The organism is Catenovulum agarivorans YM01 (assembly GCF_000281085.1).
In the GTDB taxonomy this organism is placed as follows: Bacteria; Pseudomonadota; Gammaproteobacteria; order Enterobacterales; family Alteromonadaceae; genus Catenovulum; species Catenovulum agarivorans.
Genome location: NZ_JH767529.1, coordinates 1 through 15481 on the forward strand (window position 1 = coordinate 1; position 15481 = coordinate 15481).

11 protein-coding genes are annotated in these 15481 nt (G+C 40.3%); 3 read left to right on the forward strand and 8 right to left on the reverse strand.

From position 1 onward, the window contains the following. Window positions 1–18 precede the first annotated feature (18 nt). From WSC_RS0112320 to WSC_RS0112340, 5 genes are all read right to left on the reverse strand, one after another. Complete coding sequence (locus tag WSC_RS0112320) at window positions 19–549, reverse strand: hypothetical protein (RefSeq protein WP_016956243.1); 531 nt, start codon at window positions 547–549, stop codon at window positions 19–21. 314 nt (window positions 550–863) lie between these two features. Next, entirely contained in the window at window positions 864–1361 is a 498-nt protein-coding gene (locus WSC_RS0112325) for a CinA family protein (RefSeq protein WP_016956244.1), read from the reverse strand. A gap of 466 nt (window positions 1362–1827) precedes the next feature. After that, window positions 1828–2964 carry a hypothetical protein gene (locus WSC_RS0112330; protein ID WP_016956245.1) on the reverse strand — a complete coding sequence of 379 codons (1137 nt, stop codon included), beginning with the start codon at window positions 2962–2964 and terminating at the stop codon, window positions 1828–1830. A 33-nt stretch (window positions 2965–2997) separates the two neighbouring features. Then, on the reverse strand, window positions 2998–6045 hold the full coding sequence (locus WSC_RS24195; protein WP_016956246.1) for a hypothetical protein: 3048 nt from the start codon (window positions 6043–6045) through the stop codon (window positions 2998–3000). A 76-nt stretch (window positions 6046–6121) separates the two neighbouring features. Continuing rightward, on the reverse strand, window positions 6122–6766 hold the full coding sequence (locus WSC_RS0112340) for a response regulator (protein WP_016956247.1): 645 nt from the start codon (window positions 6764–6766) through the stop codon (window positions 6122–6124). 137 nt (window positions 6767–6903) lie between these two features. Between WSC_RS0112340 and WSC_RS0112345 the strand changes: the two genes are divergently transcribed. Further along, the gene (locus tag WSC_RS0112345) at window positions 6904–9048 is read left to right on the forward strand and encodes an ATP-binding protein (protein ID WP_016956248.1); all 2145 of its coding nucleotides are present in this window, start codon (window positions 6904–6906) and stop codon (window positions 9046–9048) included. A 157-nt stretch (window positions 9049–9205) separates the two neighbouring features. After that, window positions 9206–10465 (forward strand): hypothetical protein, encoded by a 1260-nt coding sequence (locus WSC_RS0112350; RefSeq protein WP_016956249.1) that lies wholly within the window; start codon window positions 9206–9208, stop codon window positions 10463–10465. Between the two features lie 241 nt (window positions 10466–10706). On the opposite strand, the gene WSC_RS0112355 is transcribed toward WSC_RS0112350, so the two are convergent. Next, window positions 10707–13289 carry an Ig-like domain-containing protein gene (locus tag WSC_RS0112355; protein WP_016956250.1) on the reverse strand — a complete coding sequence of 861 codons (2583 nt, stop codon included), beginning with the start codon at window positions 13287–13289 and terminating at the stop codon, window positions 10707–10709. A gap of 473 nt (window positions 13290–13762) precedes the next feature. On the opposite strand from WSC_RS0112355, the gene WSC_RS0112365 reads away from it, so the two are divergent. Beyond that, the gene (locus WSC_RS0112365; RefSeq protein ID WP_016956252.1) at window positions 13763–14743 is read left to right on the forward strand and encodes a Fic family protein; all 981 of its coding nucleotides are present in this window, start codon (window positions 13763–13765) and stop codon (window positions 14741–14743) included. Window positions 14744–15046: 303 nt separating this feature from the next. Here WSC_RS0112365 and WSC_RS25040 read toward each other — a convergent pair whose 3' ends face one another. Both WSC_RS25040 and WSC_RS24645 read right to left on the reverse strand, forming a co-directional pair. Then, the gene (locus tag WSC_RS25040) at window positions 15047–15214 is read right to left on the reverse strand and encodes a hypothetical protein (RefSeq protein WP_016956253.1); all 168 of its coding nucleotides are present in this window, start codon (window positions 15212–15214) and stop codon (window positions 15047–15049) included. Next, window positions 15211–15354: a DUF4411 family protein gene (locus WSC_RS24645; RefSeq protein ID WP_016956254.1), complete on the reverse strand. Its 144-nt coding sequence runs from the start codon at window positions 15352–15354 to the stop codon at window positions 15211–15213. Before WSC_RS24645 ends, WSC_RS25040 begins: the two co-directional genes overlap by 4 nt. Window positions 15355–15481: the final 127 nt, after the last annotated feature.

Consider the following 15481-nt stretch of genomic DNA (forward strand, 5'->3'; position numbering starts at 1 on the left):
AGAAAATTTCTGGCTAAACTATAAAACCGTGGCCAATTTAACTTGACCACTACAAGGGCTGATAGGAAAATTAGTTGCAGAATAATCTTTGTTTGTAGGGGGGCGGTCTTTCAAACCTGGTACTTCTCGTAGCATAAATTCAGGGACGTCTTTAAGCTGGGCAAGAGCTTGTTCTAGCGGGACGTCAACAAGCTCTTTTATCACCATTGCTTTATGGCGCTCTTTCTGTAAAAAAGCTTCAATACTCATCGCATCATCGTCAACGAATGCTTTTTCTTCCGTCGCTGGATCATGCTGCTTATTCGAATGCTGGTTATGGTTAGCATTGTGCTCAGTAGAAGCGTCTGTTGGATGTTTCGATTTCTCTTTTACCGGCGAGGTAGCAAGGGTTGTTTCAGTATTATTGACACTAAAATCTTGAATCAGAACTTCGGCCGAGGTTGACTCATGCAGAGGTTTGTTTATTGGTTCGGCATTAGGATAGAGGGCTACCAATAAACCAGTGATACAAACTAGAACCACACATAATAGTGGTTTAAACACTGTCATTGATATTCCCTCTTAAACATTAATGATATTAAGACGCTACTGAGTATTCCCACCCAGCATAGTCGGTCGGCATACCAAACGGATCGGTACAGTAAGCGGCATATGTATCTACTCCGCCTTCAGAGCTCACAGGCTCATAAACCAATTTCCCAGCGATAAAATAGCTAAGAAGGTAAATGGAAGTGTTGCGAACAAAACTTCAAAAGATAGGGATATCTTTTGCGAGCGACCCAGGGATGGGCTCGAAGCGTTTTTGTGAGTAATACTCCATTTACCTTCTGAGTTTTGCTTCGACTACTTGCAGCAATGCCCCATCACTCGGTTTTATCCAACAAAACTTCTATTTTTTCCAATGCATATAAAATAGCTTGTTGCCGAACTTCCGCCCTATCACCAGCAAATATTTTATGTTCACACAGCGCATCTTGCCCTTTAATTTGCCAAGCAAAATGCACTAAACCAACGGGTTTAGTATCGGTTGCTCCACCCGGCCCAGCAATACCACTTGTGGTCACTGCGATATCAGCCCCAGAGTTTTGCAACACACCGGCAGCCATTTCCGCAACCACTTGCTCACTCACAGCACCATACTTTTCTAAAGTATCAGCAGCTACGCCCAAACAATTTTCTTTAGCTAAATTACTGTAAGTCACCCAACTTTGGGTAAAATAAGCAGAACTTCCGGCGATTTCGGTTAAAGCGTAAGCAATCCCACCGCCAGTACATGATTCAGCGGTTGCAATGGTTAGCCCTTTCCGCGTTAAAATAGCGCCACAGTTTTCAGCGGCTTGAAGAATTTCAGTCCAATACATGCTCGGCAAATCTCAAATCAGGTAAAAATTACAAATGAGTACAGATATTTATTCAGAACAAAGTTTGAGTCAACACACACCTATGATGCACAGGTGTGTTAGCATTGAAAATAATAAATTTTTCTAAATTAACCGACAAAAACTACACCAAAAGCTACACTTTCAAAGTAGCTTCAGCTGGACTATTTAATACATCCTTGGACAAGTCTTGCTTAAAGCCCCACCCAATCGAGAACGATAATCACTAACAATAACATAAGAAAACTAAGATGATGTTAGAGTGGGCGGATGGCAACAGTCGAATGGGGCGTTTATGGCAAACTATTCCCTAGTTTGCTCGGTGAATAGCAGATGCCCGTAGTTGTAAAGTACGTATCAACTAAATAGGCAAGAATTAAACTATCTGACGAGATTTAAGTCGGTATCAAGGTCAACCGACTTAAATCCAAGGTACTAAGCAAGTATTTTATTTTTTAGATACGGCTTTAGTGGCAGCCATCTCCACAAGGCCATTCGTTAGTTTTTTGCTTTCAGTTTCGTACACTGTAGGGATTATATTCACCTGATAGCGTGTGATATCCCTCGCAACGCTACTAGATGTTCCACCTAAAGCACTTAAAAAGCCTAATGTTTTAGTTAAACCTGAGGTTACTTTGTCAGCAGTTGTGGTGGCATCTTCTATACTTTCATAAAAAATGGTGGAACTGGCAACATCTCGTTTACTACCAAACACGGGCTGGTGGCTAGGCTTTACCATACATTTCTCTTTACCCCACTCACTCCAGCATTTTTGTTGTGTAATTGGTTGAAAACGAATATCACCACTAACAGATAATTGAATAGAAGCATCAACTTTAGCTGTATCTTTATTGCTTAACCCAGCAAAAGATTTATCTCCATCAGATTGCAGACTGGCAAAATCAATGAGTAAGTTAATATTAACCCCAGTCATACCTAAATCTTTCATTAAAAAATCTTCAATTTGTTCTGAAGAGTCCCCACCAATGGATTTAAAAACTTGCGAGAAACCACTTGCAGTACTGATATAACGAGGATCAGAAATGGTTTCTCCATTCCGACCTAATACTAAATATCGTGTATCACCTTTACCTTTGAACTCAAATGGACTTGCTTGTCCGCCTGCATGTAATTCCTGATAATATTTGTTAGTTTTAATTTTTGAGTGTGGTACCAGTTCAAAACCTGCGTTTGACAATTCTAATTCAGCATTTTCACATGCTTGATCGGCTAAACGTTGCAATTCTGTTTCTTCTAACCCACTTGCTGTGTATGTAACCGAAATTTTTACATCCGACCGACTAACTGTACCTGTTGCACGCGTAGCTCCTGCTCTGAACCCACCGCTGGTTGAGGCCGAAGCTGAGCTTGTCATACCGAACATGACATTACAGGACATAACCCCTATTTTGTTCACGCCTTTCATATACTCTTCATTTTCAGCGTAAATAAAGCTGTCAGCCTGAGCCGCAGCATTTGTAGCAGGGTTATAGTCAGGCAAACTTTCACTGGTAGACGAACAACCAATAACAAGAGCCAATACTGACAGGCTTGGTATAACCCGAGCAGATAACAAAGTGTTCATTAATAATTCCTCAAAAATATTTGCTGCTAAAATTTAAATCGACTGCTTAACCGCACCTTTTAACTCAAATAACTCGGGCAAAAAGCCACTAATGCTTTTCACTGTCATATCAGGGTTAAAGCGTATTTGTACTTTTCCATTTCCAACTTTGGTTAAATTCTGCGCATCAATCTGCATTATGTAAGAACCATCGTTTTCTTCCGGGTCGATTATTAAAAAGTCATTGAGTCCTTCCCACTCAAATGTTTGAGGAATCGTATTGCCGCATAGCTGCGTTTTTCCATCTAACGTAATTACCCCACCATTGGTAATTGTGGCTGTATTCGTCACTGCTGTCGGTGCGCCAAATGGGCCGTCACAATACACATTAACATTAGCAGTCCAAGTACCCGCTAAAGTATTAAAAATATCAGGAACTCCAGTACCGTAGGCTTCAACACTATTACGGAATTTAACTTCTGCATTGCCACCCGCACTGCCCTCAATCAATCCGGAATTCTGGTAGAAAAAGCTCGTCATGTACTGTGTAATGTCCGTGCCTTTGTTAATAAAAATCTGCCCAGGTTGATAAACGACTAAAACACCAAGATCTTGTTTGTAAAAAGGAGTTAATGCATTGGTAAAAGCATTACTAGAATTAAGGCTTGAAATAACGCTGTTGTCCGCCCCTCTTAATTCCATATTCCAAGAATTGCTAGTACCACTGATAGTTAGTGAGCCTTTCCCGTACCATTCGGGGTTAGAATCCGGCACCTGATAAATTGCAACAGGCCAAGTGTTTGACACTAATGCGATAAATTCCTCACTAGTTGGGCTGGCATTATCCCCAAAAACGGCTTTACCTACAGGCTCTTGCAAAGAGCCAGGTTCAGGATCTTTAGGTGTTGGGTCGCTTGGATCTGTCGGTGCTGGATCTATGGGATCAGGTTCTGTTGGCTCTTGATCTTCCGTATAGAAGTGGCGAAATTTACCTGAAATAGAAATAGTAGCATCCTGCTCAGGTAGCATTGGAGCAACATTACGCGCGACTAATGTAGCGGTATAAGTTCCTTCTATACTACCCGTGCCAATATTCGTAACATCAACAGAACAAGAAGCTCCATCGTTTAATTGCTGCACCCCACCTTGAGTGAATGACGTGCTGTAGGGAATATTAGCATTGGTTCCAAGACTCATACTAAGCTGCTGATCACCCACTATTTCATTACAAACATAACTACCAACACTGAGTGGCAAACCAGAGAAAGTCATACGTAATGGCGCGATATGTTCATCCGTTTTTTTCCACTCGTAGTGAACGATATGACCACTGGTTTCACTTAGATCATCTACTAATAAAAAGCTTTGCCCTTGTATAAAGTGAGTGCTCCCCTCTTCTATTTTCATGCTAAGGCCAGCGACATCAGTAGCTAAATCACCTTCGTTTCCATTATTTTTTGCAACAAACGCTTGTGTAATAAAGTTCCGGATTCGACCACTTATCGTAATTGTTCTTTCTGTAGAATCCATATCGATATCATTGTTAGCTGCTTGCGCAATTAGGGTTGCAGTGTAGCTGCCTTCAAATTTTCGCCCAGAGCTACTATCTATGTTAAAGCTGCATTTCCCTTCAGAGTCTCCGCCATTTTTCGTACTAAAAACGTATGCATTATTAAACCCCATTTTGAGCGTCATATTGACAGAACTGATAGGGTCAACACCACAGGTATAACTTCCAGGCTCACGACTTTCTAAAGCAGAACTACTATCTAGGGAGATACTAATTTGGTGATCAGGATGAGAACCATCTTCCGTTAAATTAGTTGAATATTTATCAGACATTAAAAAGTATCCCGACTTCAGTTCCGCAGTCCCTTTATCTATTGCAACAGACATCCAAACGTCGTCAGCCAAAGAAGTAGGTACTTCTCCTGTTTTTCCTGGATGCACAAAAATACGAAACTGCCCGTCAGTCAATACTGCTTCTGTCTGATCTTTGTCATTAACCAGCTTAGCGCTGACAATACGCCCCTCACTTGCGCCATTGCCAATATGGTAATCAACCTGCAATTCACACTCAGTCGCACTCCAAATTTTTTGCACGGGAACTTCACCGTCGTTATTAACGGTTAATAAAGTAAGTCCAGTGTCTACACTACAATTTTGTTTTCCCCGTAAACCATGAGCTAACGTAACTTGCGCCCAAGCCAATTCATCTCCCTTAAATGAGCTCTCGTCTAAAATAACATCACCGATAAAGTTGTTGGCACGAATATGCCGATTAGTATTTTGATAATTAGACGAGGGGATAAAAGGCTGATTTATAATCCAAGTATGCCCATCAAGCGTAAACGCAATTCCGTTAAGTTGATTGAGTAATTCCTCATTAGGCGTCGGTTCTGTTGGCTCTGTGGGCGTTGTACTGGTGTAAACAGGTAAACGTTCCAGATCATCATTTATCAAAATTTGCCCTAAGGCTTGATAATCATCTATTTGATTAGTTGAATCCGATACAAGGGTGAGGATATTATCAAGTAGTCTATCCCAGCCGGTTCCATCTGCTTCGAACTCGGTTGAGAAAGGGCTACCCACGAGTTCTTCATCAATATAGTTTTTAGATTCGAATACATCCAATACACTTGAAGCTGCTGCTTCAATTTGATTTCTATTGGGCCATATAGCAACATTATCTTTCCAAGTTAGATTGGCATCTGCGCTAGCCTTAAGCAGGGATAAATGCGTCAGTGGTGTAATGTTCACTGTGCCAGCTGAAAATGCCATACTCGACAATTGTATATCGGGTTCACCTCCAGCCAACTCAAGTAAACAAGGTAGTTGTTGGCTATCGACTTCACCACTCCATTTTCCCTTATCGTCGGTAACTACGGGCGAAACTGTAAAACCCGATCCGTTTTGACAAGTTGCGGTTATAGTAGCGTTTACGATTGCTTGCCCTACGGCCGCAGTGCCATTTAAAGAGACTGTTATAGTTGGATCCGGTTCAGGTGATTCAATGTCAACGCGTTTATCTGATGAACAAGCTGATATTAGAACACCAAGTCCTATAGCGGGTATAAGCCGATAAAAGGGTAAAATTGTCATGACAAATCCTATTTTTTCCTATGTCACGACAATAATAATGAAGCTTTAGTTTAACGTATCCCCCATAAACAAGGGGTTACTTTGGGTTAATCAACCCTAAATTAACCGCTTTAACCGTAGCTTCAGCTCGAGAGTTTACTTGCAACTTACGGTACACTTCTTTTAGGTAACCTGCTGCTGTGTAGTAACTAATTCCTAATAAATCTGCTGCGTGTTTAACACTTAGTCCTTTCGCAGCAAGAGTAAGTACATCGGTTTCTCTCTGAGTCAAAACAATATCGGGTTCATCATTTATAGGTCTATATTGCTGTAAAAGGTAACGCGCGATAGATGCGGACAGTGGTGGACGACCACCTATTATGCCTGAAAGTTGTTCAATAAATTCGCTCTCACTGTCATCTTTGAGTAAATACCCATCTGCACCAGCCCTCAATGCCCGTATAAGATGATCTGCATCATCAAAAATTGTCGTTACAACACAAAACGCACTAGGAGCGATAGCTTTATAAGCGCTAATAAATGTACTTCCGTGACCATCGGGTAACCCTAAATCGACCAAAACCAATTCGTACGTATATTGGCTTATCGCTTTGTTTGCAGCGGCAAGGCTTTCGGCATGATCTATTTGTCGATGGGGAAAAAGAGTGTTAATTTGAGCATGCAACCATACTGATACTTCGGGAATATCTTCGATAATCAGTATCTTATCAATATCGTTCATCCGAGCTCCAATATTGTTTACAGTAACAAAAATAAATTGTATTAATATAAAAGTTTAAAATTTAAAACGTACCATACCTCCTAGCAACCAATTAAAGCAACCCCTTAAAATAGGGTGAAACGTAAGCAGGTAACCTTATGCTGTCTCTAAAAACTCGAATAATTGCAGGGCTTTTTTTAGTGTTGTTTTATGGCATCTTCACTGTCATTTTTTCACTAACCTTACCAAGTAGCAATTTTAAGTTTTATGCTTTTAATAATGAGCTAATGGCCAAACAAGAATCTCTGGAAGCTTTTCCTGTAAAGTCATTTATGATTGAAGGCAAAATGCTCGCCGCGACTGAAAGCCTTACACTAGAAGAACCCGATGTATTGCCCGATTATAAGAGCTTGAACAACTTTTTTAGTGCTCATCAACAACTGCATGATGCATTGCAAGCTGGTAGCCTGAAAATCATTGATAATCAAGGGAACATATTTCCAGTTGAACTAAAACCACGTTCAATTTTAGAACTGCCTGGGTTATTTTGGTTACAATTGCTGTGTGGTTTAGCTGGAATGATCATCTGTCTGATGGTGTGGATACCTGCTCAACGAGATATTTCTATCAATTCTTTTACACTCACGGGATTAAGCTATGTTTTATTTTCATCTGCTGCTGCAATCTACAGTACCCGCGAGCTTTTTATTTCAGGAGACCTGTTTATTTGGTTATCTGGGTTAAACCATTTTGGCGCTTTACTTTTTTCCGCATCTCTTAGCGTTTTCATCTGGAACTACCCATGTAAATCTCCATCACCCTGGCTAACAAAAGCATTTTACGCATCATTTATTGTAGCTTTTGTTTTGGATCAATTCCAATTGGTTGCAACCCCAGTGGAAGGCTTTCATTTGTGGGTAATGGGCATATTTTTAATCGGTTTAACTGGTTCGATTTGGCAATGGTTGCAAACAAAAACACAACCAACACAAAGGGCTGCTTCGCTTTGGATAGTGGTTTCGATTATCGCAGGAACTTTCTTTTTTGCAGGTGGTATGATACTTCCAGCGATTTTGCAAATAGCGCATCCAGCCTCTCAAGGCCTATTATTTACAACCTTCCTCCTCATGTATGCAGGTATGGCGATGGGAGTCGTTCGTTATCGTTTGTTTGAGCTAGATCGCTGGTGGTTTGCCCTTTGGGCTTGGCTACTTAGCGGTTTAATGATCATGTTATTTGATGTATTACTTGTATCATTATTGAGTTTATCTGGCCCTGTCACTCTAACACTCTCTGTCGCTTTGGTCGGATGGATTTACTTTCCACTAAGGCAATATCTATGGAAAAAATTAATCGTTAACCATCGTCCAGAACTAGACGAATGGCTCGCTAATGCATTGCCTGCAATGTTAGAAGCACAACAAGTTAAAGGTAAGCTTGGTTTGAAAGAAGCGTTGCAAGCTGTATTTCGCCCTCTCTCCGTTCATAGCTCCCCTTTATCTGATACTAAACCAGAAGTGACAATTCTCGAACAAGGTAAAACACTCAAAGTGGCCGATCCTTTTAATCAAGTTTTTTGGCTGTTGCAACATCCTTATGAAGGCTCAAAGTTATTTACACCTAAAGATAAAAATATTGCCAATTTGGTTTTGTCATTACATACGTTAGTTGAAAATGTTCGTGCTGCCTATGTTGAAGGCGCGAAAGAGGAAAGGTATAGGATTAGCCGTGATATGCACGATGATCTTGGTGCAAAATTATTGCATTTACTGCATAGATCAGAAGCTGGTACTAAACCTTTAGTTAGAGAAGCGATTAAGGATTTACGTAATTTACTTAAAGATATGGAAGGTGAGTCTTTGTCACTTGAAGCAGCTATACTTCAGTGGCGAGATGAAATTCAGCGTAGATGTGAAGCTCAGGGCGTTAACTTAAATTGGCAAGCTCAGTCTGCCCATATCGTTTTAGGTATTAGGCAATATAGCGAATTGACCAGAATCATTCGCGAAGCAACAACCAACGCATTAAAACACGCTCAAACAACTACTTTATTAGTAAGCGTGGACTGTACAAACAATCAATTAATCATCTTTGTTGAAAATAATGGTTTAACTAATAACGCTCAAATTGGACAAATTAGAGGGCTCAATATCATGCAAAACAGAGCTCAAAAACTAGGCGGTATATGCCAATATCAAGCGGTGCAAGAAAACTGGCAATTATCCCTTTCCGTTCCTCTTTCTAGCTTAACAATAGATTCAGATCCGCCCTATAATTCAGAAAAATCCTCTGTACTAGCATAAATTACGCTAGAAAATGTAATGAATAATTTCACTCGTGTCCCCCTGATTCAGGGGGCGTAATAACGTCGTACCTGAGCTAAGCTTTTTTTAGCCTTCGACTTAAGGCTAATTTGCAAATTACGGCTGTCTATTAATTAGATTGAAAAGGAAACATACGATGAGCACAAAATTATCTTTGAATATTGCAAAAAGTGTTTGCAGTATTATTTTACTCAGTGGTCTAACCGGCTGTTTTGGGGATGACGACGATAAAACACAAGACGTTAGTGTACAAGGTAAAGTGGTTAAAGGGACGTTAGCGAATGCTGATGTCAATTTATACAATGCAGGAAACATGAGCACACCTGTTGGCACTGGCACAACCAATGCCGATGGTGAGTTTGATATAAGCATACCAGGCACGTCGAACGGCAAACCAGTTGTAGTGAAAGTTACAACTAACGCAAACACAACCATGGTTTGTGACGCTGACAAATGTGGTTCAGTCAATCGTGGTGATACTATGACTTCGACTGAGTTGGATGGTTTGGAGCTGACATCGCATTTTGTAGCGGAAAAAGGGGACACCGAAGTTACTGACTTACCAGTAAATTCTTTAACGACAGCTGCAACTAAAGTTATTATGGCTCAATCAACTAGTTTTGAGAATATTGATGCAACCGAACTGAAAACGCTTCAAGAAACAGCAACAAAAGTAGTGTTAGAATCGTTTGGCTTAAATTCAGCCACAGTAGGTAATTTATTTAATATAGATATCCCGGACGCTAGCAAACTAACCACCGAATTAAGTACTGATTCTGACTCTAGCAAAGCATTGAAATCTCAGCTGGCTATGTTGAACGCAAGCTTTGCCACAGAAACAAATATTACCGCTGAAATTGAAAAGTTTTACAACGGCATCAATACTTCAATTGGAAATTCAGGTCTTACTGCAGACTTCACATCTTACCTAAATACGCTAAAAAGCCGTTATGACGACTTATACAGCGCTTTAAATGCAGCGGGTGAACTACCAACGGGTGTATCTATACCAGACCTAGCTCAATTTGCTTGGCCTGACAATATCACGTTTGAAAACGGCGGTGTTGTGATCGATCCTGGAAATAATGGAACTGAAGGCAATTGGACACTAGTTATTACAGGCACTTCAACAGTAACTTCTCCAGTAACTGTCACAGTTGATATACCCCAAGTGACTGTTAAAAATACCACTCCACCAACAAACACAGATGAAATTGCTAATCAATTGAAACAAAACACTGAAGTTGATGGTGTTACCGTCAGTGACTATTCATTTGAAGAAGTAGAACGCACAGCAAACAAAGTTGTAATAAAATACAGCGCAACTATTTCGGTTAGCTCTGGTGGCATTAGCGCAACTCAAACTCAGAACCTAACCTACACTTGGACAAAATAAGCACAACTTTTAAAGTTTGCTCCCAAATAACGCCTTACCTTTGTTAGCGACACATTTTGTCGCTAACCCCCTCTGCACTTTACTCCCTTAAGTATTCGCCACAAGTGCAACAATAATTCATGATTAGTACCATGCAAGAATTGTTGAACGACTCAAATATGGCAGTTGGTTCAAGTTAGAACAAAATAGAATGCCTAATTCCGTTCCTAGCTAATCGACTATAAAGGGATTCTTATCGCGTTTACAGCTCTATTTTGTATAGCAAATTGCCGCCTCTTATAACGTATACATTACCACCATCTATATAATGAGTATCACTAGCAGGCCAAATCAATTTACTGGTTTGAGTGTTTGTTCGCCAAATATATAGCTGATTATTTATACTGTAGGTGACGCCGTCATTCGTTAATTTTTTCAAGACGGCATTGTTTGCAACTGTAAGTTCTTGCGGTGAGGCATCGTTGATATAGACTTTTAAAACCTGGCTATCGCCCTCTATCCACGCCGTTACTTTTCCAGTAGAGAAAACTTGATTAGAACTTGTTAGCGTACTACTTAGTTCCAAAGGCTGCATGGGGTCTGAAAACGCTGCTTTGTACAAATGTCCTTGCTCAGAGCTTAAGCCAAAACTAGTGTAAATAAAGTCTGTAGCTGTAAGACCAATACACAAGTCATGAGCCTGATTGTTCTGCGTTATTTCAATGATTTCACCACTTTCATAATTGAGCAGGTCTAGGTTGTATTCACTATACAAAAAATCATAGTAACCGTTACACATCCATTCATCATTAGTTTGACGCCGCCAACCCGACAACCAAGTTTTTTTGTCTCTACTATAGGAATAGGCCGAATCTGTATTGATATCATATACAGTGACCGATGGACTGAACGTGTGCATTGTACTGTAAACAATTTTGTTGCTTGATGAAACTGGGTAATAACCGCCCTTAACTTCTGAGTTGCTAGTTTTACCATAAGTGTTCACCACTTCATTATTCGCTTTGAGCCAATAAGCATCCAGCTTAAAAGTATAAACGAGTCCAGCATACTGATTATCTTGGCTGTACTTGAAGCGTACATCTTTATTATTGGGATGATTAGCCGTAACTGATGTACCACGAGTAGAGTATAAATTTCGGTCAATGCGAGTAAGGAGAGCAGTATCAACTGACCCCAAAACAATATCATCATCCGTTGGTGTATATAAAATACGGCCATATTGTATATCTATAATACTTTGATTATCTAATGCTCTTATAAACTGCGGGGTAACTGACAGTTCAGAGGAATACAAGACATTGATTTGTTTACGCGTTACCTGACCGGACGCGTCTTTTGCTTCAACAGTGATTAAATATGTGCCACTGGGTAGCCCCGCCATAGAGTGGGTAGCATTAAACTCGTTGGCATAATCAGCGTAAACCAGTATGTCACCAAGTTTAACTGTAATGAGCGGAACACCTTCATCATCGTTTGCAGTACCGTTAATGGTTAAACTGTCACTCACCAACGATTGATTAAGCGGGGAAGTAAGAGTTAAAGTTGGCTTGTTATTCAGTTGATATGCGTGTGTTTTTTCAATCTCTGCGCCACTGTCGTCATAAGCAATTACTTTAATATCGTAAGTATTTGGCGATAATCCAACCGTTGCCCAGTTCCACCGGTATTGGTCATAATTAGTGGTGCCACAACCGTACCTAGAACCACAATGGTTAGGTTCAGTTAAACTAAGCTGGAGTTGTTGATTTAAATAGAATTCAACTCTAGAAATTGCGACTCGAGACGACGCACTTGCAGTAACAGCAACAGTCGAACTAACATCATTTTGCCCTACTGCACTAAAGCTCAATGCTAAATTAGTATTAAATGCATTAACAGTTTCTGATATTAAGATGAAGCTGTCGTTTTCATGCTCAATTTGAGCGTCAATTCTATGTGGGCCATTAACTAGGTTGTTGGTTACTAAGGGATAGCTAAAAGCAGGGCCCGAATTACTACTGCCTATTTTTTTAGTATCAACAAAATAATCAACTTTCACTGCGTCTGATGTAGTGTCAATCGTCAGCTCTACACTTCCAGACAAAGGCTGAGTTGCTAGTTGGCCGGATTGAATAATTTTCAGTTTAAAATCTTCAGCAAGTGGAACTTTAAAATCAAGGTTACCTTTGGTGCTAGTCAATATTGTATCACTACTGCTGCCTACTACACGGAATTGCTGACCTGCTGATGCGGCAGTCTGGTAGAGGTACTCACCTAGCCCAGCGGGCCATTCCACTAATGTTTCCCAATTATCATCTGGTTTATCTGCCAATTTAGCAGCCAAAGTAGATTTTTGCTGAACCAAGTAACTGTCTTTATCAGTAAAATTTTGCTCGCTCCAACTGAGAGTCATTAGGCTAGTAGCGGCATCAAAATTCATTGATAAATTAGTTTTAGCAGTGGCCTGCTCGACAACTAAATTGATACTGGTTGTAAGGCCTTGATATGAAGTGCTTAGAACTGTTTGCCCCTGTGCGAAAGCAGTAACTACACCTGAAGAGTCAACACTTGCTACGCCAGCATCACTACTTTGCCAATTTAAATCAGTGTTTAAAGTTTTAGTCGTATCGTCACTATATTTAACAGCAAGTTTAACTTGCCCCGAGTCACCTACTTGAATTGGAGTGTTGGATAGTTGAGCATGAATACTCACTAGTGTGACTTCTGGCTTAGTGTTATCTGAGCTATCCGGCTTGGAGGTCTCTGTTGCTGCGCTACCTGAACCACCACAACCTGCCAAAAAAGTAAGAAGTAGCAAAACTCCAGTTAGTGAGTTCTTGCACATAATCTCCCCTTATTAAGCCTGCGTTGTCCTTTATTTAACGACTTAAATATGGCAGCTTTTTGACGTTAGAACAAATGAATTTTTAAGGATGTAGTTAGTTTAAATAAACGCCCATATCTAAACACCTAACTTAGTTTCACGGAAATCTAGCATTCAACTATCTGAGCAAGGCACTCTTGCAATAATGGAGGAGACCATATATCAGCCCTAGCAATATGAAATCTTTCTAAGTTGATGCTAAGTTATATAGCATTAACCGCTAATCGAAGTTATGAATGAAATTCACTCAAACATGGATAAGGACCGTATTCGCTCAACTTATAACAAAGCGGTGTTGTTGCCGGAAAGAACCATCATGATGCAAGAGTGGGCAGATTATGTGGATGATTTAAAAAAATAGATACAAGTAAAACTGTTAGTGACAAAACGAACGCTATTTTGTAACTTTGAAATCTTACCAACTGGAAACCACTATGCCCTATAACCCACCCTTTACCATTACGCAGACTATTCTAAGACAAGTAGCCGAGATCAGCGAAAGTATCGGCCGCTTGACCGAGCGAGTTGAGCAAACTCAATCGCTTAGATTGCGTCGTGAAAATCGCATTCGTACGATTCATGGTTCATTAGCAATTGAAGGCAACACACTAAGTGAGGCTCAAATTACAGCTATCTTAGAAGGAAAACGCATAGTCGCACCACCTAAAGATGTATTGGAAGTGCAAAATGCGTTGAAAGCTTATGAGCTAATGCCAGGTTGGCAATGCACGAATGAAGCACATCTGCTAGAGGCCCACAATACGTTAATGACAGGACTAATCAGTGAAGCTGGATGTTACCGCCAAGGTGGGGTTGGCGTAATGTCGGGTGATAAAGTTGTACATATGGCTCCAGGTGCAAACCAAGTCCCTCGCTTAATGAAAGATTTGTTTAGTTGGCTCAAAAGCTGTGATTCACCAGCACTGATTCGTAGCTGTGTATTCCACTATGAATTTGAATTTATTCACCCGTTTGCAGATGGCAATGGCCGTATGGGGCGTTTATGGCAAACTTTGATCTTGAGCCAATGGCAGCCAATTTTTATCGACATACCTGTCGAGAGCTTAATAAACCAACATCAAGCGGAATATTACCAAGCGATTCGAGAGAGCACGGTCAAATCTGACTGCGCGCCATTTATCGAATTTATGCTAGCAGTTATTGCTAAAACCTTGATTGAAGTACAATCTACAACGCGGGTAGAAATGCAGGTAGAAACGCGGGTAAAAACTCCTGAACAAATCTTAGCCTTGCTCAAAAAGAACCCATATTTAACGTTAGCAGAAATAGCGTCACATTTAGAAAGGTCACCGAGTACAATAGAAAGAGCTGTAGCTAAGTTAAAACAACAACAAAAATTAACCTACCATGGACCTAAAAAAGGAGGATATTGGGAAGTGTTAAACAATGATTAATTAAAAATTTTCACCTGTTCGCATTGGTACCCCATATCTAATTCTTGAGCCTGAGCCGTTAATGCACCTAATGCTTTCATCCGCTCATTATCTATTAACTGCTGATAAGCTTGAACATCACTAATTAAAACTCTTCGATGTGCGCCTTTTTTAGTAAAAGGGAGCTCTACACTTTAAAGCAGTTTCACAAAAAATGGCCGCGATATCTTAAGTATTTCTGCTACTTGCAGTGTCGATAATTCCGCATGAATAGGAACTAAAGTAACAGCATTACCGTTGAGCTATTAAAACTAACAACGCACATTACTTATTAAATTTAAGCAACTCTGCCTCAGCGATCATTTTACGCTGATATTCAACTGATTCCTGAATAACTTTATCAAAGAATTTCCGTTTTTCACTAGACGGAGCGTTTCGGAAAAAGTCAGAGAACGGCGTTGTTTTTACCCTAGTTCTTGATTTTGAATTCATAACTCACGCCTTGCGCTGTCATCATTGGCAATAAAGTGACCTGGACGCAATTTAACCCATTCGGCTAGCTCGTCGTTACCGTCTTTAAGTTCTCGTCCGATCATGTTAATACTACCAACTAACCCATTTGCAAATTGCATGTCTAACCACTGCCGAAGCTGCAACTTTGCGTTATATCGGTATAACCCAAGACGAGGTTGATCACGACTTTCTTGAGTTGGAGTTGTAGCTAGGGATAGGAAACAAGAACATACCTACATGTTTGTC

Bases quoted from the DNA above. Each gene is read 5' to 3' on its own strand.
- WSC_RS0112325 (WP_016956244.1), bottom strand. From the start codon at position 1,361: ATGTATTGGACTGAAATTCTTCAAGCCGCTGAAAACTGTGGCGCTATT.
- WSC_RS0112350 (WP_016956249.1), top strand. From the start codon at position 9,206: ATGAGCACAAAATTATCTTTGAATATTGCAAAAAGTGTTTGCAGTATT.
- WSC_RS0112330 (WP_016956245.1), bottom strand. From the start codon at position 2,964: ATGAACACTTTGTTATCTGCTCGGGTTATACCAAGCCTGTCAGTATTG.
- WSC_RS0112365 (WP_016956252.1), top strand. From the start codon at position 13,763: ATGCCCTATAACCCACCCTTTACCATTACGCAGACTATTCTAAGACAA.
- WSC_RS0112340 (WP_016956247.1), bottom strand. From the start codon at position 6,766: ATGAACGATATTGATAAGATACTGATTATCGAAGATATTCCCGAAGTA.
- WSC_RS0112345 (WP_016956248.1), top strand. From the start codon at position 6,904: ATGCTGTCTCTAAAAACTCGAATAATTGCAGGGCTTTTTTTAGTGTTG.
- WSC_RS0112355 (WP_016956250.1), bottom strand. From the start codon at position 13,289: ATGTGCAAGAACTCACTAACTGGAGTTTTGCTACTTCTTACTTTTTTG.
- WSC_RS24645 (WP_016956254.1), bottom strand. From the start codon at position 15,354: ATGCAATTTGCAAATGGGTTAGTTGGTAGTATTAACATGATCGGACGA.
- WSC_RS25040 (WP_016956253.1), bottom strand. From the start codon at position 15,214: ATGAATTCAAAATCAAGAACTAGGGTAAAAACAACGCCGTTCTCTGAC.
- WSC_RS0112320 (WP_016956243.1), bottom strand. From the start codon at position 549: ATGACAGTGTTTAAACCACTATTATGTGTGGTTCTAGTTTGTATCACT.
- WSC_RS24195 (WP_016956246.1), bottom strand. From the start codon at position 6,045: ATGACAATTTTACCCTTTTATCGGCTTATACCCGCTATAGGACTTGGT.